Raw genomic sequence first — 23,725 nt, 5'->3', positions numbered from 1 at the left:
TCACAGTTTCATTATATCTTATACACCTTTGATATAACATTACACTAAACATTCAAAAAGATTGTAATTAGCATTGAAAATTGTACTTAATTGTAATAAATTATAAAAGAATGCATTAGGTTAATTACATATAATAGAGTATACTAAATAAAGATGTATGTAGAAACCGATTAACTTCGAATTATACATACTGCTTAGGAGGAACCGTATGTCAAACCATTTTAAATTAGATGAACAATTATGTTTTAATCTATATAATGCACAGCGCCAAGTCAATCGATACTACTCTAATAAAATTTTTAAGAAACATAATATTACATATCCTCAATATCTCGTGCTTTCAATATTATGGGATGAGTCTCCTGTAAATGTTAAGAAATTGGTGACTGAGTTATCATTAGACACTGGTACAATTTCACCACTATTAAAACGTATGGAAACAAATGATTTAATTAAACGTACGCGTTCAGAACTTGATCAGAGAGAAGTATTCATTTCATTAACCGATAAGAGTGTTGCTATGAAAGACGAATTATATCAGGTGACGGATATTATTAACGACGTTTCTTTATTTACCGAAGAAGAGAGTGAAACTTTTAGTCGTTTACTTAATAAATTAATAGAGAACATTAAAACAAATTAATAATTAACGTAAACAACCCATCAAGCATACATCTAGCATGCTTGATGGGTTGTTTTTATGCATTAATCCAGCTAATACCAACAGTGCCGTAACCTAAATGTACGCCTGCGACAGGGACTAATATTTCATCTACAATTTTACTTTGTGGATACGTGGACTTCAGCCAATCAATATATAAATCAGCTTCACTACGATCTCCAGCATATACAACACAGATTTCTTCAGGACTTGAGTTTTCTAAAGCTTGTGCCACACATGTTTTCATCGCTTCGATTACTTTCTTTTTCGTACGAACCTTCTCAATAGGATAAACTTTACCATCTTCAAACTTAAGAATCAATTGAATGTTTAATAGTCCAGCCATAATACTTTGCGTTTTAGAAACACGACCACTTTTTTTCATCTGATTTAGGTTTTTCGGTTGAACAAATAACATCGCATCTTCCGTATACACCTTTAACTGCTCAACGACTGCATCAAATGATAATCCCTCTTCAAAAAGCGCCATACCTTTATTAATCATCGCCTTCATCGGATAACTTCCGATTCTTGAATCAATCACCGCACACGTTAATGAAGACTCCTGACTCGCTTTTACTGAATTCTGGAACGAACCCGTAAGTTCACTTGAAGGATGGATTGCAATGACATGTGTATATCCTAAGCTTTCAATATGATCATACATATCATGTAGCGCCTGGAAATTAGGTTGTGTTGTTTTCGCCCCATCACCATACTGCTGTAATAATTTATAAAAATCTTCTATCGATAATTCTGCCTGATCCTGATAGTGTTGATCATTTAATATAACACCCATCGGTACTACGAATATATCTTCATGAGCATCAATAATGCATCCTGATGCCGTATCTGTTAACCATGCTACTTTCAAAAATGACGCCTCCTCAATACTTTTAATTATATTTTAACATATTACTTGATACTAATAGTAATTATAAATGATTAAAGTTAAAATAAATCTTTTTTTATTATTAAAATATAACTTTATTTTTTAGAAAGTGCATGGAACAAAGAAGTTTTATTTTTGTACAATTGCTCAAAACGACCTCGTTCAATTATATTACCCGATGACAACACATACACTTCATCCACATACTGGAAATATCGTGTGTCATGACTAATTAAAATTAAAGTAATGCTCTGCTCCTTTAAATAATCCATCATAATCTGAATGTTTGATTCATCCAAACCATTAAATGGTTCATCCAGTATCCAGAGCGACTTGTTCCTTAAAATCATTCTTATAAAATGAAGACGTTGTCGCTCACCTCCTGATAAATTAGAGCCGAATGCATCAACATTAGAATCCGCATTAAACGGTAGATTGAATTGTTTTAAGAGGCTTTCAAGACGTTGATTTGATACTTGCGTAAACATATTCTCCATTACAGTACCTTCAATAAAGTGATTTTGCTGTGAAGAAATATTCCACATATCAAACATATTTACCGGACAATCAATCGGTTTGCCATTAATAATATAACGTCCTGTAATATTATTAAGACCTATTATTGTCTGTATAAGCGTCGTTTTTCCCGCTCCACTTTGCCCTGATATTCCTATCCAATCACCTTTTTTTATTTTTATATTAATATCATTTAAAATTTTTCTTGTTTTTATGACATTAACATTTTCTAATTCGATACTTTCCATCTGTACATTTAATTTTTCAACAGAAGATTTAGTTAATGACTGTATACTTTCTTCAGCTAATTTCGTTTCAACTTTATGATATGGATAATGCACCATCGGAATTGCCATTTCAAATATTGTAATTGTTACCATAACAATACTTAAATACATCATCACCTGTAATGATGGATCAATTATCATGAGCGCAATCGTTAAAAATATTGCAGTCATCGCAATTAAATTGAGCATAAAGTCATAAAGCGTAATCACTAAATGTTCTGTGGCGACGCGATTTTCCATCTCATGCTGTAATTTATCCAGGTCCATTTCAAAAACACGATTATTATCAAACAAGCGGATTGTTTCTTTATGCAAATGATAGTCTACAAGTTTGCTTTCATAATGGTCAATGGCTTTATATTTTTCTATAACAGCGTTTTTCAGAATTGTAGTGCACACGCGAGGAAGTATGATAATCATAAGTATCATAGCGATACCAATAACGATTACAGCGTACAAACTATACTGAATATAAATGAAAATAACTGTTATAGTCGTTAAGAGCGCAATAACTGGTGGATATATAACACGTAACAATTTATTCTGCAGCTTTTCAATATTGTTCACCGTCATATTTAATACGTTTGAAAGTTTATGATTCGCCTGAATTTGTTCGAAATTCTGCAGTAAATCCTTGACTGCATTTACTCTAATGTCTTTTAGCATTTCAAATGTGGCTTCGTGTGAAATTAGACGTTCGAAATATTTGCAAACTGCACGTAATACTCCAAACAGCTTTATCGTTGCGACTAGTGTCATTAATGTGTACAGCGGTACATTCAAAACGCTTTTTGAAAGCATAAACCCACTTAGACTAAACATTCCGATTGAAGTTAAAGCCCCAATCAATCCGATCAAAATTGATATTGTTATCGCTTTTTTTACTTGATAATTCATTCCTTGCACTTACTTCACCCCCAGTTCACTATGACGTTTTACGTTGATATTTCCGTCATTTACTGTGATGAGATTTTTACTGCTTTCTATCGTCTCTTTGTTGTGCGCGATTATCATAACGTAACAATTTTGCTTTAATGTTTCTACTGCATCCATGATAATCATTCTACTTTCATGATCCAGCATCGTCGTAGGCTCATCTAATATTACGAGATGCTTCGGAAATAAGAACACACGCATTAAAGATATCCTTCTCATCTCACCGCCAGAAAGCTGTTCACCTTCAGGACCAAGTATCGTATCATAACCATTCGACATTGCCATGATTCTGTCATGCATCTTAAATTGTTTCGCAAGCGCTACGACTTCATCAAAATTATATGCATTAAACATCGTAATATTATTGATTACACTATCTGATAATATTGCATCAAATTGAGATAAATATACAATGTTATCTTTTAAATGACTGTGCATATGAATTTGCCCATCAAAATGTGTCAAACCACATAAAACTTTAGCGAAAGTAGATTTCCCTGCCCCACTATGTCCAGTAATCGTATAATGATCCAGCGGAATCGTCATTTCATGTATATTCATCATGAAATCTCCTGTTTCATATGTTACTTTTACATTATGAAACGAAATTTCTGACTGATTATCGTATATTATATTGTGCTCTTGTCTAGTTAACGCCTCACTCAGCATATCTCCATAGCCTGCTGCTGTCTTTCCAGTATGAAACGCGAGCCCTAAATCTTTCAGCGCATTATAGAATTCTGGTGCGAGCATTAACACAACAACCGCTGTATAAAACGATACAGATTTAAAGACAATAAGAGACAATCCAATTTCAAGTGCAATAATACCGATTGATAACATCGATATAAATTCAAGCATAAGCGTTGATAGAAATGCTGTTTTCAATATTTTCATCGTATGATTTTTAAACTGCTCCGAATACGATGCAACTTTAGACAATGCTTCGTTTTCATAATTAAATGCTTTAATGGTCATAATGCCTTTCATCACATTTAAAAAATAATTTGAAAATTGATTCAAACTTAACATTTGCTTCAATGCCTGTTTTTCTGTGTTAATACCGATGATGATATAAAAAATTGGAATAAAAGGCGCTGTAATCAGCATAATGAGTGCTGTTTTATAATGAAAGAACGCTAAAAATATAAGTATAGAGAGCGGTATGAATATCGAGCGATAGGCTTGTGGTAAATAATCACTATAAAAGCCGTGTACACCTTCAATTCCTTGCTGCACGAGATTCATAACCGAACCTACTTCATTACTCTCTTTACTGATCCGTGCTCTTAAGTCGTGCTTGACGTTATAACTAAGCTTGTTCCCAGTAAGCTTCAGCATAGTCTGAGACACACTTCTACCAAATAATATAATTATAATTGAACCGAGGACGAACGGATAATCAATTGTATGTTTGTACAGTATTGCATCGATTACTTTTCCAATCTGAACACTTTGTAATACGATAATAATGCTTAAAGTCATACTCAATACAAAAAATAATGTATGCGACCATCTATAGTTAAAAGATAATTTTGTTAAAAATTTCACATTATCACTCCTATATAGCATTATAGCGACAAATATCACTTTATCAAAACTATTCGCATTCATCATTCCCTTTACAATATGTAGAATAGAGATGTATATGCTATAATCTTAAAAGTATTTAATTTTTTAATTTAAAGGTGGTTAACTCATGGCTTTTTTTGAGCTTATTAAAGCATTAATATTAGGAATTGTGGAAGGTCTTACTGAATTCGCACCTGTATCATCTACAGGTCATCAAATTTTAGTAGACGATATGTGGTTACAGACTAAAAATGTTCTCGATAGTCAGGAATCGGCAAACACATTCAAAATCGTAATTCAGCTCGGTTCAATATTTGCTGCTGCATGGATATTCAGACATCGTTTCTTCGAATTACTGCACTTAGAAAAGAAAAAAACAGAAGGACCGAGACTTAACCTATTACATATCTTTATCGGACTATTACCTGCAGGAATTATGGGATTATTATTTGATGATTTTATTGACGAACATTTATTCAGTGTGCCGACTGTACTCATTGGTCTTGCATTAGGTGCAGTATTAATGATTGTTGCAGACTTATATAATAAACGTGTAACACATACAACAACAGTGGATCAAATCACATATAAGAATGCGCTTATAATCGGTATAGCACAATGTTTAGCACTATGGCCTGGCTTCTCGCGCTCAGGTTCTACGATTTCAACTGGTGTACTTCTTAAGATGGACCATAAAGCAGCGAGTGACTTTACATTTATTATGGCAGTACCAATCATGTTTGCTGCAAGTGCTAAAAGTTTAATAAGCAATATGCAATATATTCATAGCGACCAAATTTTATTTTATATCGTAGGATTTATTGCAGCATTTATATTCGGAGTATTATCGATCAGATTATTCCTGAATTTAATCAATCGCGTTAAATTAATCCCATTTGCTATTTACCGATTAATCCTTGTTGCAGTTATCGCGGTATTATATTTTGGTTTTGGTATCGGCAAAGGTATATAACAATTCAAAGATATTATATGTATATTTTTTGAAATTTGCTATCATAATCACAATTTTGATGTTATAGTTTAGAAAAGAAGTTGAATAGAAGGAGTTATATATTAATGAACAAAAATGCTCTTGACTATCAACTATATCTTGTCCAGAGAGAAATCATCAAGAAATACAACCGAGATTTTCTCAAAAAATATTCTTTGAGCTACCAACATTATCTTGTACTAATGGTGTTAAGTGAATTTCAGGCACTTCCCGTATTACAACTAGGTGAAAAACTTTCATTTCAATCAGGCACAATTACACCTATTGTTAAGAAGATGGAAGCTAATGGTCTTGTAGAAAGAAGAAGAATGTCCTCGGATGAACGTGTAGTTGAAGTGATTTTAACAAATAAAGGGACCGAATTAATCAAATCAATCTCAGAAATCCCTTTAGATATGCTTTCAAGTAGTAAGTTGACAATGGAAGAATATCATCAATTGATGCATCTTTCCAAAAGGTTAACAGAAAACATGACTTACTAATATCTAATTCGATACCTCGCTTGAACTATGCAATATAAGAACGCTGCAGAAAGAAATATCTGCAGTGTTTTTTTGTTAAGATTAAATAATTATCACTTTGTTAATCTTATAAATTTTAGGGTATGTATATTATAATGAAATTAATAATGCAAAGGAGATCGTATTATGGATAAAAATAAAATTAAATCGACAATTAATGTCGCTGCAGTAATACTTGTACCACTTATAAATGAACGTCATAAACTGAAAAACCAAAAAGAAGTTCAGCAACTTACAAACTTAACCGTGAAAGCATATGACGTTACAAAAGATAAATCTATCGTTGCCGCTAAAAAAGCAAAGGATGCATCTACTACAGTTAAAAGTGGAGTTGTTACGACTTCATCATTCATTGCAGGTAAGTATAAAGAAGAGAAAAAGAATAGAAATTACAAAAAACAGATGCAACCATTCATAAAAGAAGCAAAATCAGAAAAGAAATTAAAGAAACAGGAACAAAAAGACATTAAAAAAATGCAGGACGCATTAAACAAGTCCATTGAAGAGCGTGCAGAAAGCGAACAAAAATTACGTAACGAAAATGAAAAGAAACGTATTAAAGAGATGAAACAGTATAAAAACTACAAAGTTAAATCTCCGAAACAAAAAAAATCGGTCTTCAGCTTTATGAAACCACAAACTACAATTAACGCGGATATTATTTATCATAATGCACAAATACACAACGATGAAGATTTCAGTAATGCACAGTTATTTGAACAGCATAGAAAACAAATGGCCGAAAAAATTGCAAAGCGATAATTTCAAAATCATTATTGATGCAGATAGTTCGCCTGTCGTTCATGAAACGATAAAAGTTGCATCACTTTATAAAATACCTGTTTATTTAGTAAAGGACTATGCACACTATACTACATCGGATTATGGAGAGCATGTGACGACATTGTATGTAGATACTGCTAGTGATAGTGCAGACTATAAGATCGCAGCACTTATCCAGGAAAATGATATTGTAGTGACAGGTGATTATGGGCTTGCAAGTATCGTACTTCATAAAGCACGCGCGATTCATCATACAGGATTTTTGTATAGTGCTCAAAACATTGATACGTTATTATTAACCCGACACATTCATCATGAATCACGTAAACGCAACAAACGTGTTAAAGGACCTTCTAAGTATACTGAGATGGACCGTAAACAGTTCATTAAATGCTTAGAACAATTAATTAAAGCATAAAACCTCTATGTGACAATTTCAGATAGAGGTTTTATTTATTTAATTTCTTTTCGTAATACTTTTAGTTGCTGGAAATTTTGACGAACCGACTTTTTCTGATCGATAAAACCTAACTTAATGAATGCATAGTATGCTTCATTCTTGACGTTAACCATTAAATATAAATGTTCAGCTAAAGGCATATGCGTTTTTATATAATCTTCAATCAATGGAATTACAGCAGTCAGTTTGCCTTGACCTTGATGTGCATGGTTAATGGATAATCCTCTTAAGTACACATCATTAATGGTAGCTCCTATTTTTTGAAGTATTATGCCGCTATCAAGCGCAAATATACCGATAACGATCCCCTCTTCTTTTATTACAAACGCATCATATCCTGCTCTATTTGCTGTTAATATATGTCTTGGATGTCCAGAGAATATCATTTGTTTAATAGGTAGTTCATAATGTTCAAGCGAAATTGAATTACCATCTTCAACACGTTCTATAGTAATCATTGTTCTCAACTCCATTCAATAATACATATCATAACATATTACGTTTCATTGATGTGTCATTAATTCGTTCAATAAAAGTAAATTCATCCATTACAGTAATATGATGCTGCTTTAATAATGCTGTTGTTACACCATCACCATTTGTACTCGTGCTTGTGAAAGTCCCGTCATAAATTTCACCACTTCCGCAACTCGGACTGCCGGACTTTAATACGACAGTCTTTATTCTATACTTTAAACAGAAGTCCAGTGTGCGCTTTGCACCTTCAATAAATGCCTCTGTAACATCCTTACCATTAATTGTTACAACACGCGCACGACCTTCTAAACAATCCTCGCCATCCCCACCGATAATTTCAGCAGGTGCTCGAGGTACTGATAAACCACCGAGCAATTCTGGACAGGCGTACAATGCTTTCTTATCATCAACAAGTCTCGTAAAAACTTCATGGCCTTTACCTTTACCATCATAGCGTACAGGATGTCCTGCAAGACAGCTACTAATAAGTATCATATAACGCCCTCCTGAACAGTACTTGTTCTCCATAACGATATGCAGGATGATGAAACGTCGTCAGTTTTTCCATGTTCAATTTCTTAATCACATTTAAACTCCCATGATTATGAATGGATGTATAAGCATACGCATAAGAAATGTTAAGTTTCTGCATATACTTTAGCAAGCCTTGCGCTCCTTCAGTCGCGTATCCTTTTCCCCAATACTCCGGTAACAGCCTCCATCCAATTTCATAAAATGGGCTATATGGTATAAAAGTATCTTCCTGCATAAATAGTGAACCGATAAAACCGATAAAAGATCCGTCTTTTAATGTTACTGCAAATAAACCAAGCTTCGTCGTTTCAATTTCATTTTGCATCATATCAAATATAAGTTCGCTCCTTTCTTTACTTAATACATCCGGAAAATACTTTCGAACTTCTTCATTACGATTCAATTCAATATAATAAGGGAGATCTGATTGACACCAACTTCTAAAAATTAAACGTTCTGTTTCAAAAAATGACATGCGGTACTCCTTTATTTATAAATACTTATTTTACCGACTGTACCTGTTTTATTCTGTCCCTCAACTTTAATCTTTAATCCTAGTTGTGGAAGTACTCTACTCGTATCTGGCAAATCCATTGACTGCATCGATTTTTTTGAATAGTTTCGATCAAAAAACGTTGAGACAGGTGCAGTAGATTTTTTTCTAAAGAAATAGTTAGGTGCGTTATTATATTGACCATAAGATTTATTATTAAATGGTGCATCATAAAGTTGTATATCTGCCATTGGAATGTAACCACCAGATGTACGAATATTTTTCGGATTAGCATCAACGACTCCGACTAAACTTTCACCGAAATGGTTTGCTAAATTGTTGTTATCTTTATAATATTCATTTACGTACCAAATGAGCATGCCTTTACCGTACTTATTCGTACCGAATACATCTTTTATTCTCGATAATCCTACATCTAGTCCTGTATGATTTCTCCATTCAATTAAGTAATAGCGTTTATACTTTCTAATTTTACCTTTGACTTTCTTCTGTAATGGAGGTAAATTCACTTTTATTACATTATTGTTTTTACCTTTATATGATGATTGATCAAGTAAATAATATTTTTTCTTCTTTAAAATGTTCTTATAATCGACTTCATTTATATGAATCCAATTGCCACCATATATACGCTGTATCTGCATTTTAGCATATGGACTTAAATTGACAGGATTCATTCCAGGTATAATGCCTCCATCTTTTCCATAGCTCATCAATGACCAATACCTCACTGGCTCTCCTGAATGACGTAGCGCACTTTCAGAAGTATCGTATTCATCCTGTAACCCCAGCATATGACCAAATTCATGTGCCACAGTTCCGATTGTACTATCCTCTGCGACCATTCCATATTCTGCCACTGCTAATCGCTTTTTCAGGAACTTTGATTGCTTGCTATATGTACCAGCAATTGTTTGCGGCTTAGCGTCTTTTGTGAAAGGTACTTCTGATACATGTTCCCAAATTGTATTCTGACCAAACTTTCCGCCACCTTCACTTTCACCTTTACCACTATATACAACGACAAATTTATCGATAATACCATCAGGTTCATTTACTTTTCCATCTTTATCTAAATCGTAATAATCAAAGCGATCAAATCGTTTCATGTCTATTTTTTTATCTTTCGCAACTTTACGGGCAGCTTCCATAATAAGTTCTGAAGCTTTGGCATCATTGTTACGTCCATAATACTCGATTGGATACTTCGCACGATACCAGCCCGCGACTTGTCCCGTTAATTGAAGACTGCCACTCGATGCATTTTTATAATATGATTTTAATGAATGGAATTTCTCACCTTTATTACTCTTAACATAATCACCAAAAAATAATTGATTATAATAATTTCTATCATATTTTTTCTGGAAGTTTTCAGTATCTTTTTGCGTCAACTTACCATGTGGTGCATTTTTGAAGTCCATTAACACGACAAGCACATTTTCATGAATGACCGGACCTTTATATGGAACATTTTTAAAGTAAGGAATCGCCGATGTTTTAGCAGTACTTTTTTTTGAAACGATTGATTTCGTTTTAAGTTTTTCTTTATTCTGTAATTGAATATTATTATTCGGTTGACTTTCAGCAGCGTATATTTCACTTGTTGTTACAGATGACAATAAGCAAACAGTTGCTAAAAATTTAAATAACTTCATAGTATTACCTCATTTCAGCCCTTTACTTTTATATTCTTTGTCTCTATCAACTGACCTCCACGATATATATTCAACTGAATTGATTGAGACGCTTCCCTTGCAATTTTACCATTAAAGTAACAATGATAGCGATTACTTTCACGTTTCATATCAAATGCATCAGATTTTCCAGGTGGTCTACCATTAAACAAGCCAACTTGTGCACCATTCGCATCAATTAATTCAACTGAAACGTCCTGCAGCGCTTCATTATGATATACATCAATCTTAATATAATCACGTGGTCGCACAGAAGACGGTGCCTCAACGCGTAGTTTGTCGGTTTTTGAATCCGCTTCTTTATTAGACGTTGACGATGCACCAAAGCTTCCTTCCTTAAATGTTGACGGATCATACCATAAGTAACCATATGATGGTGTTCCCCAAGGTTCTTTCGTAAGTTCTTTTGATTGTTCAGGAATTTCCATCTTTAATAGCGGTGTCTTTTGATCAAGTACTGTTTTCTCTCGTAATGAAGTATAGTCTTCCTGTTTTGCCAGCCAGTCAACGAGATTGTTCAGCAACGTTTTATGATCAGCTTCATTAAATCCATCATATGTGTTTTTACCATTCCCATTATCTTCTCTCACATATTTTGGTGTATCATCTTCAATAATGGAAGAGTCTCCTATAAACACTGCTTTTCCTTTATTATATTTACTTATCGCAACAAACGCTCCTTCATCCGTTCCACCGTTCGAGTACACACCATCATCTACTGCATGCGGCCATTTATCTCTACTTGTAAGTTTCCCCGGATATATTATGCCTTTTGCGATATCTGGATTAGTGATAGCAATCGTACTGCCAGCATGCATATTGACACGTTTTACCCCTTTTAATAAATTAAACGCATCATGTGTACTATCTGTTTTAATCACTACGTTATTTAGTGCATTATATCTAAATCTTACACCGAATGTTTCAGCCAGAAAGTCTGAACTTTTAACATTTTTCATACGCTCAGATTGCTTTTCTCCATCAAACATCCCTTTTGTAATGTCATTAAAAGCACCTCGTCGATATCCATTGAATATTTCCGATGAATCAAAGCGGTTTAAATTTCGGTCAGCATTGTAATGGTCCGCAATAAACATGACGCTGCCACCTTCTTTGACATAACGCTTAAGCGCATCCTGCTCCTCTACTTTAAAAGGGATATTCGGTTCAGGTATAATCACAACTTTATAATGCTTTAGTTTTTCATATGTAAATTCATCGTTATAATTCGTACTTGTCGTCTTATACTGCTTCTTTAAAAGCGCATCATTAAAGCTGGAAAAACCACCATCAATCACCCAGTCTGCTTCTCCTGCTGTCTGTCCATGTGAGGCATCGAATAAAATATCTGCGTCTTTATTATCATATAAAGTTGACGGTTTATCCGAGCATCCTGCAAGCAGTAACGCCGACAATATTATCCATTTTTTCATATTAATCTCCTTAAAAAAAGCCTTAACAACTTGGCTAAGGCTTAACTTTTCGTTTTATAAGATATAAGTCGGATTTTAACTTTATCCGTTTTTAATTGTGATTTATCACCTTTAGGTACCGTAACTGTTACATCCGTTTCATCTGTACTTTCATTAAACTGATAGTTCACAATATAAGTGTCATAATCCTGATCAAAGTTCGGTTTCTGTGCAACAACACGGTCTACATCTCCAAATGTGTCCTTAACTGTATAATTTGTAATATGTTCGAGCTCTCTTGCAATGTCAACAAGCGTCATCATTGTTCCTTCTATTAATACAAACTTCTCTTCATGCATATTATCACCTCAATTATATTTAAAGTACTATTCCCTAAAATACGCTTATAAAAACATTATGAAATGCTGAACGGCTGCGATAATAGTTCGTTTCCATTTTGAGCGGACGAACCACCGATTAAGTATAGTTTCGCACCGTTCTTTAATAATGTATTGTAAGTTGCTTCGTCAATCGCAATAGATTTATAACTTGTAGTTTCTTCACCAGGTGCGTATTCATTATACGCATTGCTACTTTTCATCGTAGTTTCCTGTAGTTCCTGAGGAATAAATGCATTTGCATCAGAGTAAATTTCTTTCTCACCGATGACAAGTTTCCCATTATTGTTATACGTGACTTTCGATTTATTCGTATTCTTCGTCTGTACTTCGTATAGTAATGCATAACCAGTCGTTGCACCATTAAATACAAGTACTTGCTTTTTAGGCATATTTGATATTTTAAAAATTTGTATACGGTTCACTTTACTCTCTATACCATTATCGATAAGTTTTAAATTTACGTTATCAATAGATTTTACAACTGACGGTTTGCCGTTCGTAGACGCTTCAATCATATTCGGCATCGTTTTTTGTTTGAGGAGTTTTTGTGCTTTCTTTTGCTTTTGTTGTGCTTCAGCTTTTTTCTCTTTTTCTAGCGTAGCCTTTTTTTCCTGTTCTAACTTTCTTGCAGCCTCTTCTTTTTCGATTTGTTCTTTAATTTCCTTTTCACGCTTTTCTTCTATTTCCTTTAATTTATCTTCGTTTTCTTTTATTTTTTCATCGAGTTTATCATTTTCTTCCTTCAAAGATTTATATTCACTTGAAAGCTTTTCTTTCTCTGAATTCAACTTCTCAACTGACTGTTTTAAATCAGAATCTTTATTCCCGCAAGCACTGAGCAGTAGTGTGCCAGCAAGTGCCGCAGTTGTTACATACTTCAATACAATCCCACCTTCGCTATATACAAATATTTTAACATAATTAACGAAAAAGATATTGTATTAACCTACTTACAGATGGGTATACTAAAAAAAGGAGGTTATATGATGAAGTATAAAATTATTCATGCACCTACATCACCATCCACTCCGAATCATATGATATTACCTGTAATTGTATATCAGACTGAGGAGACGGATTTTGTAAGTATATTTAAAGAAAATGACTGGAAAAATATATGGACAAACGGCGTATTTGACTACCATCATTTTCACCCGAATCAGCATGAAGTGCTTGGTGTTAAGCAAGGCGATGCACTATTGATGATTGGTGGAGAGCATGGTCAGCGAATCGAAGTAAAACGCGGTGACGTATTACTGCTGCCAGCTGGATATGGTCATAAACGATTAGAACAAAGCGATGATTTTAAAGTAGTCGGTGCATATCCTGACGACCGTAATGTAGACACTTTAACAGCATATGAGGATATCAATAAAATGAATAGCGTTATAAACGCTGTAGCATTGCCAGCAACAGACCCTGTTTACGGAGATACAGGACCGATGTTTAAAGAATGGCATAATATTTACCAGTGCAGTACAGTTCGAGGGGGTTAAACGTTAGAAGCTCTGACTGCTACAAACAAAAACCGAGCAAAACTAATAAATCACACTTTGATTTATCGTATTTGTTCGGTTTTTGCATGTGCTATCACTTATTTAAGTATATTAAAACCAATGTTTTTTCTGAAATATCCGATCATACCGAGTGTGATTGCAATCATTACAATCCAGACGATTAAATAACCATATTTGTAATGCAATTCTGGCATAACGTCAAAGTTCATTCCATAAATTCCTGCAATTAAAGTTAATGGCATAAAAATCACGGAATAAATGGTTAAAATCTTCATGATATTGTTCATTTTAAATGAGTTCAGTGATATATAGTTATCCCTGATATCTGCGGTCATCTCACGGGAAGATTCAATCATCTCCACTTGCCTGATCAGATGGTCGTTAATATGGTGCAGAAAGATCTTCTGTTTTTTACTGAGTAGTAATATACGCCCTTCCAGCAATCGATAAACTAAATCTTTCATCGGTAATACAGTTCTTCTAATAAGCAAAAGGTCTTCTCTCAATTCAAATGTCTCATCTATTAACTCTTCTGTTGATATATTTACGGAATGTCTATCCTCAAAAGAGAATACTTTCTCTTCCAGGTCATATACGAACGGGAAATAATTATCGACGATTGCATCTAATATTCTGTACATAATTTCTCGTGTCGTAATTTTCTCACTAACTTTCTTGTTCAGCATAAAATTCCATACTTTATCTACTTCTTCCGAGCTTTCTTTATGATAAGTCACCATCATACGGTCATTTATAAATATATCTATTTCTTCTGGTTTCATCGTTTTTAAATCAATCGCATGAAATACAAAAAATAAATAATCTTCATACTCTTTATATTTCGGTCTTTGTTTTACAGAAATCGCATCTTCAATAGATAACGGATGAAAGTGAAAGTATTGGCTGAGCAGTAGATTTTCTTCAACTGTCGGAATGCTCATATCGACCCACATAAATTTCGCGTTAATATCAATATCGATTGGATGATCACACGTATGTACAACGTTTGCTTCATCCACGTAAAGTGTTCTAATCATTTGGCACCTCTAATATTTTATACATTCTGTTATTGTTACTTTTATACCCTAATTTTCCGTTAATGTAGCGCATACTTTTATTCTTTTCGTGTACATCTCCATATATATAATGAATACCGTTCTGTAAGGAAAGTTGTTCTACAAATTGTTTGAGATGTATTGCAATTCCTCTTTTACGGTATCGCTGAGATACGTAGAGAGACTTTATATGTGTTTTATCTGACATGTTAAACCATATAAATGCAATGAGTTCGTCTTCTTCCATAATAAAGATTCGGTCTTTGTTATGCTGCATTAATAAGCGAATCGATTCCGTACGGAGTGCAATGTCCAGTTGAGATGTATTATAACTGCTGTCAAAGTCTTTTTGAATATGTTCATGTATACGTGCAATCGTTTCTATATAAGGGTCATCGTAAAAAATTTCATGCATTTTTATCACCTTCACTATTGTACAATTAATCAACTATATGCACTACAATTTATCTTTATTCTTAACACTTTTTACATCTGTTATATATCTTTTTTAATATTTTTTCACTGTATCATCACAGTTAAAATACTGTAATTAAGGGATTTTGAATTTTTTTAAACGTTTTCATTTTTTTGTGATGCATTTCACAGATTTCTGTTATAATTAAATTGTGAATTGATGAACAATAAAATCTGGAGGGATTTATATGTTTAAAGAAGAGACAAAAAGAACAAATGCTTGGGAAGGGTTTAAATCAGGAAAATGGAACAAACGTGTCGACGTACGTGAATTCATCCAACTGAACTACACTTTATATGATGGTAAAGATGAATTCTTAGCTGGTCCAACTGAAGCTACGAAAAAACTTTGGGATCAAGTAATGCAGCTCTCTAAAGAAGAACGTGAACGCGGTGGCATGTGGGATATGGATACGAAAGTAGTATCTACAATTACTTCTCACGATGCAGGATATTTAAACAAAGATTTAGAAACAATTGTAGGTGTTCAAACTGAAAAACCATTCAAACGTTCTATGCAACCGTTCGGTGGTATTCGTATGGCGAAAGCTGCGTGTGAAGCATATGGTTATGAATTAGATGCTGAAACAGAACGCATCTTCACGGATTACCGTAAAACACATAACCAAGGTGTATTCGACGCTTACTCTAAAGAAATGTTAGCTTGTCGTAAAGCTGGTGTTATTACAGGTCTTCCTGATGCTTATGGACGTGGACGTATTATCGGTGACTATCGTCGTGTAGCATTATATGGTGTAGATTTCTTAATGAAAGAAAAACAAAAAGATTTCCACAACTTATCTAGTGTAATGAGTGAAGATATCATCCGTTTACGCGAAGAAGTTTCTGAGCAATACCGTGCATTAAACGAATTGAAACAGTTAGGTGAAATTTATGGATTCGATTTAAGTCGTCCGGCTGAAAACTTTAAAGAAGCAGTTCAATGGACTTATCTTGCATACCTTGCAGCAATCAAAGAACAAAACGGTGCTGCAATGAGTTTAGGTCGTGTATCTACATTCTTAGATATTTATGCTGAACGTGACCTTAAAGCAGGTACAATTACAGAAATGGAAGTACAGGAAATTATTGACCACTTCATTATGAAATTACGTTTAGTAAAATTTGCACGTACACCAGACTATAATGAATTATTCTCTGGAGACCCAACTTGGGTAACTGAATCTATCGGTGGTGTTGGTATTGACGGTCGCCCACTTGTTACAAAGAACTCATTCCGTTTCTTACATTCATTAGATAACTTAGGTCCGGCACCAGAACCAAACTTAACTGTATTATGGTCTACACGCTTACCTGAGAACTTCAAGAAATACTGTGCAAAAATGAGTATTAAAACAAGCTCAATTCAATACGAAAACGATGATTTAATGCGTGAAAGCTACGGCGATGATTACGGTATCGCATGTTGTGTATCTGCAATGAAGATCGGTAAACAAATGCAGTTCTTCGGCGCACGTGCAAACTTAGCGAAAACTTTATTATATGCGATTAACGGTGGTGTAGATGAAAAGTCTGGCGCACAAGTTGGTCCAAACTTCGCTCCGATTACTGATGAAATTTTAGATTATGACACTGTATATAAACAATTCGATCAAATGATGGAATGGTTAGCTGGCGTATATATTAACTCATTAAACGTTATTCACTACATGCACGATAAATACAGCTACGAAAGAATTGAAATGGCATTACACGATACTGAAATCATCCGTACGATGGCTACAGGTATTGCCGGCCTTTCAGTTGCTGCTGACTCTTTATCAGCAATTAAATACGCAAAAGTAAAAACAATTCGTGATGAAAATGGACTTGTCGTTGATTTTGAAACTGAAGGTGAATTCCCTCAATACGGAAACAACGATCCACGTGTAGATGATATCGCAGTTGAACTTGTTGAATCATTTATGGCGAAATTACGTAAACATAAAACTTACCGTGATTCTGAACATACAATGAGTGTATTAACAATTACATCAAACGTTGTATATGGTAAGAAAACTGGTAACACACCTGATGGACGTAAAGCTGGTGAACCATTTGCACCAGGTGCTAACCCAATGCATGGACGCGATACTAAAGGTGCGCTTGCTTCATTATCATCAGTTGCAAAATTACCATACGACTGCTGTAAAGATGGTATCTCTAATACATTCTCAATCGTACCGAAATCTTTAGGTAAAGAAGACGAAGCACAGCAATCTAACTTAGTTGCAGTATTAGATGGTTACGCAATGCAGCACGGTCACCACTTAAACATTAACGTATTTAACAGAGAAACTTTACTTGATGCAATGGAACACCCAGAAGAATATCCACAACTTACAATCCGTGTATCAGGATATGCTGTAAACTTTATTAAATTAACTCGTGAACAACAACTGGATGTTATTTCTAGAACATTCCACGAAAAAATGTAATGATATAAGTATTAACAAGAAGGATGGGGATTTAAATGATTAAAGGACATATACATTCAATCGAGAGTTTAGGGACGGTTGACGGACCTGGTTTACGCTACATCTTATTTACACAAGGATGTCTGCTTCGCTGCCAGTTCTGCCATAATCCTGATACTTGGGAAATTGGAACACCTTCACGCGAAATGACAGCTGAAGAAATGGTTGAAGAAATTGTGCCTTACATCCCCTACTTCAATGCTTCAGGCGGTGGCGTAACGATCAGTGGCGGAGAGCCACTGCTCCAGTTACCGTTTATAGAACAACTGTTCAAAAGATTAAAGGAAGAAGGCATTCATACTTGTATTGATACATCAGCAGGATGTTTCAATGAAACGCCCGCATTTATGAATCACTTTAATCCCGTACAGGAACATACTGATTTATTTCTGCTCGATATTAAACACATTGATAACGAAAAACATTTAAGTTTAACCGGAAAACCCAATACCCATATATTAAAATTCGCCCGTATGTTATCTGACAGAAAACAACCCGTATGGATAAGACATGTGTTAGTGCCTGGTGTTACCGATGATAAAGAAGACCTCATCAAGCTCGGTCAGTTCATCAATAGTTTAGAAAACGTAGAAAAGTTTGAAATCCTCCCTTATCACCAACTTGGTGTGCATAAGTGGGAAGCACTCGGCATTAAGTATCCGTTAGAAGGAGTGGAAGCACCGTCAGATGAAGCAGTGAAACAAGCATATGAATACGTAGACTTTAAAGGCAGAACTCCCCTGAATGCCTAAAGAGGCAGACCGATAACGGTCTGCCTCTTTTTATTATTCATTCATATCCAGTAACATCATCTCGTCATAATTTAGTGCCTGTCTCAGTTCAACTGCTACTTCCCGACTGACTTTTCCTTTATTTACGAGTTTAACGATCATGTCTTTTTCTGCTGCTAAAACATCAAGTGCGAACAGCGTTTCATCATCGTCAATCTTTTCGTTAGTAGCATTTCGTTTAATTTGATTCACACGGTTTAAATAATTATCTGAAACAAGTGCGACTTCAATACGATTTTCTCTCGTCACTTCTTCCGATAATCGCTGTACGACATTATAATGTACGCGAGATGCAATCTTCTGTATTTCAATTAAACTGTTTTTAAGCGATAATGAACTTGCCTGATTCATACGATTAACAAATGATTTACGACGTTTATGCATACGAATTAAGAAGAATAACCTTTTGAAGAAACTAGTAGATGCAAATATTTTCGTACGCTCAATATACTGAACATAGTTATTAAATGCACTTTGAGAGATTTCTCCCTGTTCGACGAGTTCATCAAGTGTTTTCATTTCTGTTTCAAGTGCAATTGAATGCAGCTGCTCGAATTCTTTCGGATTATAATCACGGTCATTCACCTCACTATAGAAGCCAACCTGCATCGTATACTGACGTATTAAGTTTCCGGCAATCATACTGTTTTCAGGCGTTGTTTGCTTATGAATATGTTTCATTCCAAATTCTTTTATTAATATATATGCTTCTCTAAAGTTTAAGTGTGACTGTTCACTTTCACTATCATCTGTTTTTGTAAGTAACGGCAAACATACTTGCGCAACGATAAGACTAATTACGACAACACCTGCAGTAATAAACAGTAAATTATCTCTGTAATTAAAAACTTCCCCATTCATAATTTCAAGTGGGATTGTAAGGGCGATTGCCATAGAGATTGTTCCATGCACACCACAAACGGTAGCGATGAGTGCATATTTAAAGCGATTCGGGCGGACTTCATAAGTGTTGACATCTTCATGCTTTAAAACACGTTCAAAGCGACTTTCCGGAATATAGAACATATTATATAATGCAAACACCCATATAAAACGAAATACATAAACGAGTATCGCGATAATAAACATATACTTCATCGTTGATAATATCCCGGTTTGCTCGTGTTCAATTAGCGCAAGTGTTACTTGTGGAATTAAATATCCTAATAACGTAAACACGAAACCATTCAGCACGGTTGAAAGCAATCCCCACGTGTTATTGTAGCCGAGCTGTAATCTTGTCGTTGCTTGTGACAGACGATCTCGCTCTATACCATGAACAATCCCACCAATAACAGATGCAATTACACCAGATACATGAATACTTTCAGCAGCCATATAAATAACAAACGGTGTGAGTAACTGTATTAGAATAAATACATATTCATTCTCAAAACCTTTTCGTACTAATTGAACTCTAATCTGAACGAAGATTAAACCGATAACAAGACCGATAATTAAACCACCGATAGACGAAATAAAGAACTTGCTAATTGAATCTGAAACTGAAAACTGGCCTGTTGTAAGTGCTACAAGCGCAATATTAAAACTCAGGATACCAGCCGCATCATTTAACAGAGACTCCCCTTCTAAAATCGTCATTAACCCTCTCGGCAGTTTCTTGTTTTTAGCAATCGCCTGAACAGCGACTGCATCTGTCGGACAAATAATCGCTGCGATTGCAAAACATGCCGCAATCGGCAAGAAAGGCATCATACTGTGTGTAATATAACCTAAGCCGATAACAGTCGTAAAAACTAAACCAAGCGCCATTAGAATAATCGGCTTTAAATATTTAATCATGTAAAGTCTGGAAACATGATATCCTTCCAGAAATAATAACGGCGCAATGATACCAATTAAAAACAACTCAGGTTCAAACTCTACATCTAATGGAATCGGCGTTAAAAAAATTAATAAGCCGACACCAATCTGAATAAATGCGAGCGGCACTTTAGGAAAGTAAAAATGCACAACCGTCGAAATAATAACCGCAAAAACTAAACTTAAAATAATAATAAAACTCTCCAAGAGCTCATCACCTCACACTTCTATATAAAAAATATGTGAACTGTACATATCATACAGTTCACATTATGTTAATTACTCGCTGTCTCTTGATGGACCATAAATACCAGGTACTTTTACGTCGGCTTGACGCATAAGCACTGACATCTGCCCACGGTGATGTGTTTGGTGTGTTATGAATGCGTAAAGTAAAGCACCCTTCGCCATATTGTGACCGAAGAAGTCCACATCGTCATTTAAGTTCTCATCTGTTACATCCGCTTCATACTCAGATAAAGTCTGATTGAAGATTTTGTCTGCTTCGCTTAATAATTCATCTTGTGTTTCAGGCATCGGTTTTTCAAGTGATAAACCATCTAATTTCAGGTTTGCACGCTCTCCAAAAACGATCATACTCTGAACAACATGCCATGCGATTTCCCCTAACGTTCTATCAAGTTCTGACACCGCCTGAGATAAAGATTCATCCGTTAATTCACGAATACAAGCTAAAGTAGTTTCACCTTCCTGGCGATACTGAGTTAAAAAGTCATTTTTTGTACGAAACATTGAAGTTCCTCCTATATCAATTTGATTTAATTATTATATCCCACGAAATGATGATAATGAAACATTTTGACTTGTGGTGTTGGGTTTGATAAGGTGGCACGTGTTTTTTATTTTACGTACCACCTCACTGTTATTTCTACCTAGTTGAACTTCAAAGTGGCACGTGTTTTTCATTTACGTGCCACCTCACTGTTATTTCTACCTGGTTGAACCTCAAGGTGGCACGTGTTTTTCATTTACGTGCCACCTCACTGTTATTTCTACCTAGTTGAACCTCAAAGTGGCACGTGTTTTTCATTTACGTGCCACTTCACTCTTATTTCTACCTGGTTGAACTTCAAAGTGGCACGTGTTTTTCATTTACGTGCCACCTCACTGTTTTCTCATCTTGGATCATGTTTATTTTTTATGAGCCTACTTGATTCATAAAAAAGACTGTAGTATAAACTACAATCTTCCTATATCACCACATCTAGCACGAACCAGATGATCATGATAATCAATATTAAAAACTTCGCGACAGTACTCGTTAAAAATCCTAATAGAGATCCAACACTTGCATTAAATGCTTTTGCGACATCCCTTTGTAAATAGAGCTCTACAAATAGTACTACTATAAATGGTACTGCAATAATACCAAGCGGTGGGAATAAGAAGCTTCCAATCAGCATTCCGACTGCTGCTGCAAACTCTCCTGCCTTACTGCCACCAAATTTCTTAACAAAGTAACTGCCTGCTACATAATCACTAACGAGTGTTACTGCAGTTAACGTAATCATTGCTATCCAGAAAAACCATGAGAGTTCACTAGCGTTAATACCAAAGTGATACATGAAAAATCCAATCCACATTAACAGTACGCCTGGTAATATCGGAACTACAAGTCCAACGAATGCTGCAATAAAACTTAAAATAACGATAGTCCATAAAAGAATCGTCATACTATATCCTCCATCTTCACGGGTTTCGTGAATATTAATAATACAAATGCAATGAGTACAAACGCTGATGATACGAAAAATACATTACCGAGTCCGACAATATCACTCATAACACCACCGAGTAAATTACCGAGTAATTGACCGGCAATCATAGCGTTAGAAAACAGCGTCGATGCATATCCCGGAAAGTCCGGTAGTATATCCTGAAAATAGCTGATACCTAATCCTAGCAGTATCGCTAAAAAGAATGCCAAACAAATTTGTCCGAGGAGCATCGCAGTAACATCGTCAAACACGCCGATTGAGAAATAATATCCTCCGCCAAACACTGCACCGATCATCAGTAATGTACGTGTCTGAAATCTGCTTGCAAGCATTCCGAGTATAATCATAAACGGTACTTCAAGTCCGGCACACAAACTCGCTAAATACCCAACATTCGCTTCGTCATCTTTTAAATACTCAGTTACAAAGAGTGGCATATTCAGCGTATACATCCATTGTCCGATATGCAGGAATACAAATGCTAAAAATGGAATAAGCAAGTACATATCTTTCAACAAGTTTGGCGCAACAGGTTCAATGCGTCCTTTATTATATGCTGGCTTTTCTACTTTAATATCTTCATAAAAGAATAAAAATGATAATAATACTACAACATATAAAGCAATTGTCCCACCAAATATCCCTGCAAACCCAAACTTTTTAAGTAATATCGTTCCGACAAGTGGTCCGAAAAGAAATCCGAAACTAAACATTGAACGTAGCAATGTATTTGCGAATACTGCATTTTTACTAGATGCCGATACATTGATGCTTTCTCGTGCGGATGCATATAGTTGAGGCATAGCTGGTGCTGCCATTCCCCCGAAGAAAACATAGATCATTATAAATAGAATCGGATTATCAATATAGAAGTATGTACTGAATGCGATAGATGCCATCAGCACTGCAAATATAATCATGCGTTTTCGGTTAAAATTTGGTCTATCAGAAAATCTGGCGACAATCGTATTCACCGTGAATCCGGCAAGTGCAAATAATGCCATCATCACACCATACATTCCTCTTGTCATACCGAGTTCCTGCGTCGCATACAGCACAAAGAATGGAACTGTAATCGCAAGTGCCATACCAAGTATAACCATATTGATCAAGAATAATTTATAGTTTTTTATTGTGAGTAAATCACGAAACATAATATACACTCTTTTCTTT

24 protein-coding genes are annotated in these 23,725 nt (G+C 35.0%); 8 read left to right on the top strand and 16 right to left on the bottom strand.

The window, feature by feature from the left end:
* Positions 1-208: 208 nt before the first annotated feature.
* Positions 209-643, top strand: a complete 435-nt coding sequence (locus tag LAU42_RS02675) for a MarR family winged helix-turn-helix transcriptional regulator (RefSeq protein ID WP_224184156.1) — start codon at positions 209-211, stop codon at positions 641-643.
* 55 nt (positions 644-698) lie between these two features.
* Here the strand turns inward: LAU42_RS02675 and LAU42_RS02670 are convergent, their stop codons facing one another.
* The 3 genes from LAU42_RS02670 to LAU42_RS02660 all read right to left on the bottom strand — a co-directional run bounded on the left by LAU42_RS02670 (position 699) and on the right by LAU42_RS02660 (position 4,843).
* Positions 699-1,535 carry a DegV family protein gene (locus tag LAU42_RS02670; protein WP_224184155.1) on the bottom strand — a complete coding sequence of 279 codons (837 nt, stop codon included), beginning with the start codon at positions 1,533-1,535 and terminating at the stop codon, positions 699-701.
* A gap of 113 nt (positions 1,536-1,648) precedes the next feature.
* Positions 1,649-3,253, bottom strand: a complete 1,605-nt coding sequence (locus LAU42_RS02665; RefSeq protein ID WP_224184717.1) for an ATP-binding cassette domain-containing protein — start codon at positions 3,251-3,253, stop codon at positions 1,649-1,651.
* Positions 3,254-3,262: 9 nt separating this feature from the next.
* Positions 3,263-4,843 carry an ABC transporter transmembrane domain-containing protein gene (locus LAU42_RS02660; protein ID WP_224184154.1) on the bottom strand — a complete coding sequence of 527 codons (1,581 nt, stop codon included), beginning with the start codon at positions 4,841-4,843 and terminating at the stop codon, positions 3,263-3,265.
* 148 nt (positions 4,844-4,991) lie between these two features.
* Between LAU42_RS02660 and LAU42_RS02655 the strand changes: the two genes are divergently transcribed.
* The 4 genes from LAU42_RS02655 to LAU42_RS02640 all read left to right on the top strand — a co-directional run bounded on the left by LAU42_RS02655 (position 4,992) and on the right by LAU42_RS02640 (position 7,598).
* Positions 4,992-5,837 carry an undecaprenyl-diphosphate phosphatase gene (locus LAU42_RS02655; RefSeq protein ID WP_224184153.1) on the top strand — a complete coding sequence of 282 codons (846 nt, stop codon included), beginning with the start codon at positions 4,992-4,994 and terminating at the stop codon, positions 5,835-5,837.
* Positions 5,838-5,941: 104 nt separating this feature from the next.
* Positions 5,942-6,358, top strand: coding sequence for a MarR family winged helix-turn-helix transcriptional regulator (locus LAU42_RS02650; protein ID WP_224185804.1), 417 nt, complete (start codon positions 5,942-5,944; stop codon positions 6,356-6,358).
* A 165-nt stretch (positions 6,359-6,523) separates the two neighbouring features.
* A complete protein-coding gene (locus tag LAU42_RS02645; protein WP_224184151.1) occupies positions 6,524-7,159 on the top strand; it encodes a hypothetical protein in 636 nt (211 codons plus the stop codon).
* A complete protein-coding gene (locus LAU42_RS02640) occupies positions 7,086-7,598 on the top strand; it encodes a YaiI/YqxD family protein (RefSeq protein WP_224184150.1) in 513 nt (170 codons plus the stop codon). The genes LAU42_RS02645 and LAU42_RS02640 overlap by 74 nt, the downstream gene beginning before the upstream one ends.
* 35 nt (positions 7,599-7,633) lie before the next feature.
* On the opposite strand, the gene LAU42_RS02635 is transcribed toward LAU42_RS02640, so the two are convergent.
* The 7 genes from LAU42_RS02635 to LAU42_RS02605 are packed head-to-tail and all read right to left on the bottom strand — an operon-like array spanning position 7,634 to position 13,556.
* Positions 7,634-8,098, bottom strand: coding sequence for a hypothetical protein (locus LAU42_RS02635; RefSeq protein WP_224184149.1), 465 nt, complete (start codon positions 8,096-8,098; stop codon positions 7,634-7,636).
* Between the two features lie 28 nt (positions 8,099-8,126).
* Entirely contained in the window at positions 8,127-8,612 is a 486-nt protein-coding gene (locus tag LAU42_RS02630) for a 2-thiouracil desulfurase family protein (protein ID WP_224184148.1), read from the bottom strand.
* A complete protein-coding gene (locus LAU42_RS02625) occupies positions 8,599-9,126 on the bottom strand; it encodes a GNAT family N-acetyltransferase (protein ID WP_224184147.1) in 528 nt (175 codons plus the stop codon). Before LAU42_RS02625 ends, LAU42_RS02630 begins: the two co-directional genes overlap by 14 nt.
* Before the next feature lie 11 nt (positions 9,127-9,137).
* Positions 9,138-10,823, bottom strand: a complete 1,686-nt coding sequence (locus LAU42_RS02620) for an immune inhibitor A domain-containing protein (protein WP_224184146.1) — start codon at positions 10,821-10,823, stop codon at positions 9,138-9,140.
* A gap of 14 nt (positions 10,824-10,837) precedes the next feature.
* Positions 10,838-12,295 (bottom strand): DNA-binding protein, encoded by a 1,458-nt coding sequence (locus LAU42_RS02615; protein WP_224184145.1) that lies wholly within the window; start codon positions 12,293-12,295, stop codon positions 10,838-10,840.
* Between the two features lie 41 nt (positions 12,296-12,336).
* Positions 12,337-12,633, bottom strand: coding sequence for a hypothetical protein (locus LAU42_RS02610; RefSeq protein ID WP_224184144.1), 297 nt, complete (start codon positions 12,631-12,633; stop codon positions 12,337-12,339).
* A 56-nt stretch (positions 12,634-12,689) separates the two neighbouring features.
* Complete coding sequence (locus LAU42_RS02605; protein ID WP_224184143.1) at positions 12,690-13,556, bottom strand: DUF5068 domain-containing protein; 867 nt, start codon at positions 13,554-13,556, stop codon at positions 12,690-12,692.
* 102 nt (positions 13,557-13,658) lie between these two features.
* On the opposite strand from LAU42_RS02605, the gene LAU42_RS02600 reads away from it, so the two are divergent.
* The gene (locus LAU42_RS02600; protein ID WP_224184142.1) at positions 13,659-14,171 is read left to right on the top strand and encodes a cupin domain-containing protein; all 513 of its coding nucleotides are present in this window, start codon (positions 13,659-13,661) and stop codon (positions 14,169-14,171) included.
* Between the two features lie 98 nt (positions 14,172-14,269).
* Here LAU42_RS02600 and corA read toward each other — a convergent pair whose 3' ends face one another.
* Together corA and LAU42_RS02590 are read right to left on the bottom strand one after the other, a co-directional pair.
* Positions 14,270-15,229 (bottom strand): magnesium/cobalt transporter CorA, encoded by a 960-nt coding sequence (gene corA, locus LAU42_RS02595; RefSeq protein ID WP_224184141.1) that lies wholly within the window; start codon positions 15,227-15,229, stop codon positions 14,270-14,272.
* Positions 15,222-15,662: a GNAT family N-acetyltransferase gene (locus LAU42_RS02590; RefSeq protein ID WP_224184140.1), complete on the bottom strand. Its 441-nt coding sequence runs from the start codon at positions 15,660-15,662 to the stop codon at positions 15,222-15,224. Before LAU42_RS02590 ends, corA begins: the two co-directional genes overlap by 8 nt.
* A 247-nt stretch (positions 15,663-15,909) precedes the next feature.
* Here LAU42_RS02590 and pflB point away from each other — a divergent pair, with 247 nt between their 5' ends.
* Together pflB and pflA are read left to right on the top strand one after the other, a co-directional pair.
* Positions 15,910-18,159 carry a formate C-acetyltransferase gene (gene pflB / locus LAU42_RS02585; protein ID WP_224184139.1) on the top strand — a complete coding sequence of 750 codons (2,250 nt, stop codon included), beginning with the start codon at positions 15,910-15,912 and terminating at the stop codon, positions 18,157-18,159.
* Positions 18,160-18,194: 35 nt separating this feature from the next.
* Positions 18,195-18,950, top strand: coding sequence for a pyruvate formate-lyase-activating protein (gene pflA, locus LAU42_RS02580; RefSeq protein ID WP_224184138.1), 756 nt, complete (start codon positions 18,195-18,197; stop codon positions 18,948-18,950).
* 33 nt (positions 18,951-18,983) lie between these two features.
* Here pflA and LAU42_RS02575 read toward each other — a convergent pair whose 3' ends face one another.
* From LAU42_RS02575 to LAU42_RS02560, 4 genes are all read right to left on the bottom strand, one after another.
* Complete coding sequence (locus LAU42_RS02575; protein WP_224184137.1) at positions 18,984-21,020, bottom strand: cation:proton antiporter; 2,037 nt, start codon at positions 21,018-21,020, stop codon at positions 18,984-18,986.
* A gap of 72 nt (positions 21,021-21,092) precedes the next feature.
* Entirely contained in the window at positions 21,093-21,566 is a 474-nt protein-coding gene (locus LAU42_RS02570; RefSeq protein WP_224184136.1) for a DinB family protein, read from the bottom strand.
* A 458-nt stretch (positions 21,567-22,024) separates the two neighbouring features.
* Positions 22,025-22,507: a DUF456 domain-containing protein gene (locus LAU42_RS02565; protein WP_224184135.1), complete on the bottom strand. Its 483-nt coding sequence runs from the start codon at positions 22,505-22,507 to the stop codon at positions 22,025-22,027.
* Positions 22,504-23,706: a sugar efflux transporter gene (locus LAU42_RS02560; RefSeq protein WP_224184134.1), complete on the bottom strand. Its 1,203-nt coding sequence runs from the start codon at positions 23,704-23,706 to the stop codon at positions 22,504-22,506. The genes LAU42_RS02565 and LAU42_RS02560 overlap by 4 nt, the downstream gene beginning before the upstream one ends.
* Between the last annotated feature and the right edge of the window lie 19 nt (positions 23,707-23,725).

It is taken from the genome of Macrococcus armenti, assembly GCF_020097135.1.
Lineage (GTDB): Bacteria > Bacillota > Bacilli > Staphylococcales > Staphylococcaceae > Macrococcoides > Macrococcoides armenti.
The sequence above is the reverse complement of the archived record's forward strand: the minus strand, read 5'-3'. Positions and strand labels throughout refer to the sequence as shown.

Coding starts and splice junctions, on each gene's coding strand:
- LAU42_RS02675 (WP_224184156.1), top strand. CDS start 209: ATGTCAAACCATTTTAAATTAGATGAACAATTATGTTTTAATCTATAT.
- LAU42_RS02665 (WP_224184717.1), bottom strand. CDS start 3,253: ATGAATTATCAAGTAAAAAAAGCGATAACAATATCAATTTTGATCGGA.
- LAU42_RS02655 (WP_224184153.1), top strand. CDS start 4,992: ATGGCTTTTTTTGAGCTTATTAAAGCATTAATATTAGGAATTGTGGAA.
- LAU42_RS02650 (WP_224185804.1), top strand. CDS start 5,942: ATGAACAAAAATGCTCTTGACTATCAACTATATCTTGTCCAGAGAGAA.
- LAU42_RS02645 (WP_224184151.1), top strand. CDS start 6,524: ATGGATAAAAATAAAATTAAATCGACAATTAATGTCGCTGCAGTAATA.
- LAU42_RS02640 (WP_224184150.1), top strand. CDS start 7,086: ATGAAGATTTCAGTAATGCACAGTTATTTGAACAGCATAGAAAACAAA.
- LAU42_RS02635 (WP_224184149.1), bottom strand. CDS start 8,098: ATGATTACTATAGAACGTGTTGAAGATGGTAATTCAATTTCGCTTGAA.
- LAU42_RS02630 (WP_224184148.1), bottom strand. CDS start 8,612: ATGATACTTATTAGTAGCTGTCTTGCAGGACATCCTGTACGCTATGAT.
- LAU42_RS02625 (WP_224184147.1), bottom strand. CDS start 9,126: ATGTCATTTTTTGAAACAGAACGTTTAATTTTTAGAAGTTGGTGTCAA.
- LAU42_RS02620 (WP_224184146.1), bottom strand. CDS start 10,823: ATGAAGTTATTTAAATTTTTAGCAACTGTTTGCTTATTGTCATCTGTA.
- LAU42_RS02615 (WP_224184145.1), bottom strand. CDS start 12,295: ATGAAAAAATGGATAATATTGTCGGCGTTACTGCTTGCAGGATGCTCG.
- LAU42_RS02610 (WP_224184144.1), bottom strand. CDS start 12,633: ATGCATGAAGAGAAGTTTGTATTAATAGAAGGAACAATGATGACGCTT.
- LAU42_RS02600 (WP_224184142.1), top strand. CDS start 13,659: ATGATGAAGTATAAAATTATTCATGCACCTACATCACCATCCACTCCG.
- corA (WP_224184141.1), bottom strand. CDS start 15,229: ATGATTAGAACACTTTACGTGGATGAAGCAAACGTTGTACATACGTGT.
- LAU42_RS02590 (WP_224184140.1), bottom strand. CDS start 15,662: ATGCATGAAATTTTTTACGATGACCCTTATATAGAAACGATTGCACGT.
- pflB (WP_224184139.1), top strand. CDS start 15,910: ATGTTTAAAGAAGAGACAAAAAGAACAAATGCTTGGGAAGGGTTTAAA.
- pflA (WP_224184138.1), top strand. CDS start 18,195: ATGATTAAAGGACATATACATTCAATCGAGAGTTTAGGGACGGTTGAC.
- LAU42_RS02570 (WP_224184136.1), bottom strand. CDS start 21,566: ATGTTTCGTACAAAAAATGACTTTTTAACTCAGTATCGCCAGGAAGGT.
- LAU42_RS02565 (WP_224184135.1), bottom strand. CDS start 22,507: ATGACGATTCTTTTATGGACTATCGTTATTTTAAGTTTTATTGCAGCA.
- LAU42_RS02560 (WP_224184134.1), bottom strand. CDS start 23,706: ATGTTTCGTGATTTACTCACAATAAAAAACTATAAATTATTCTTGATC.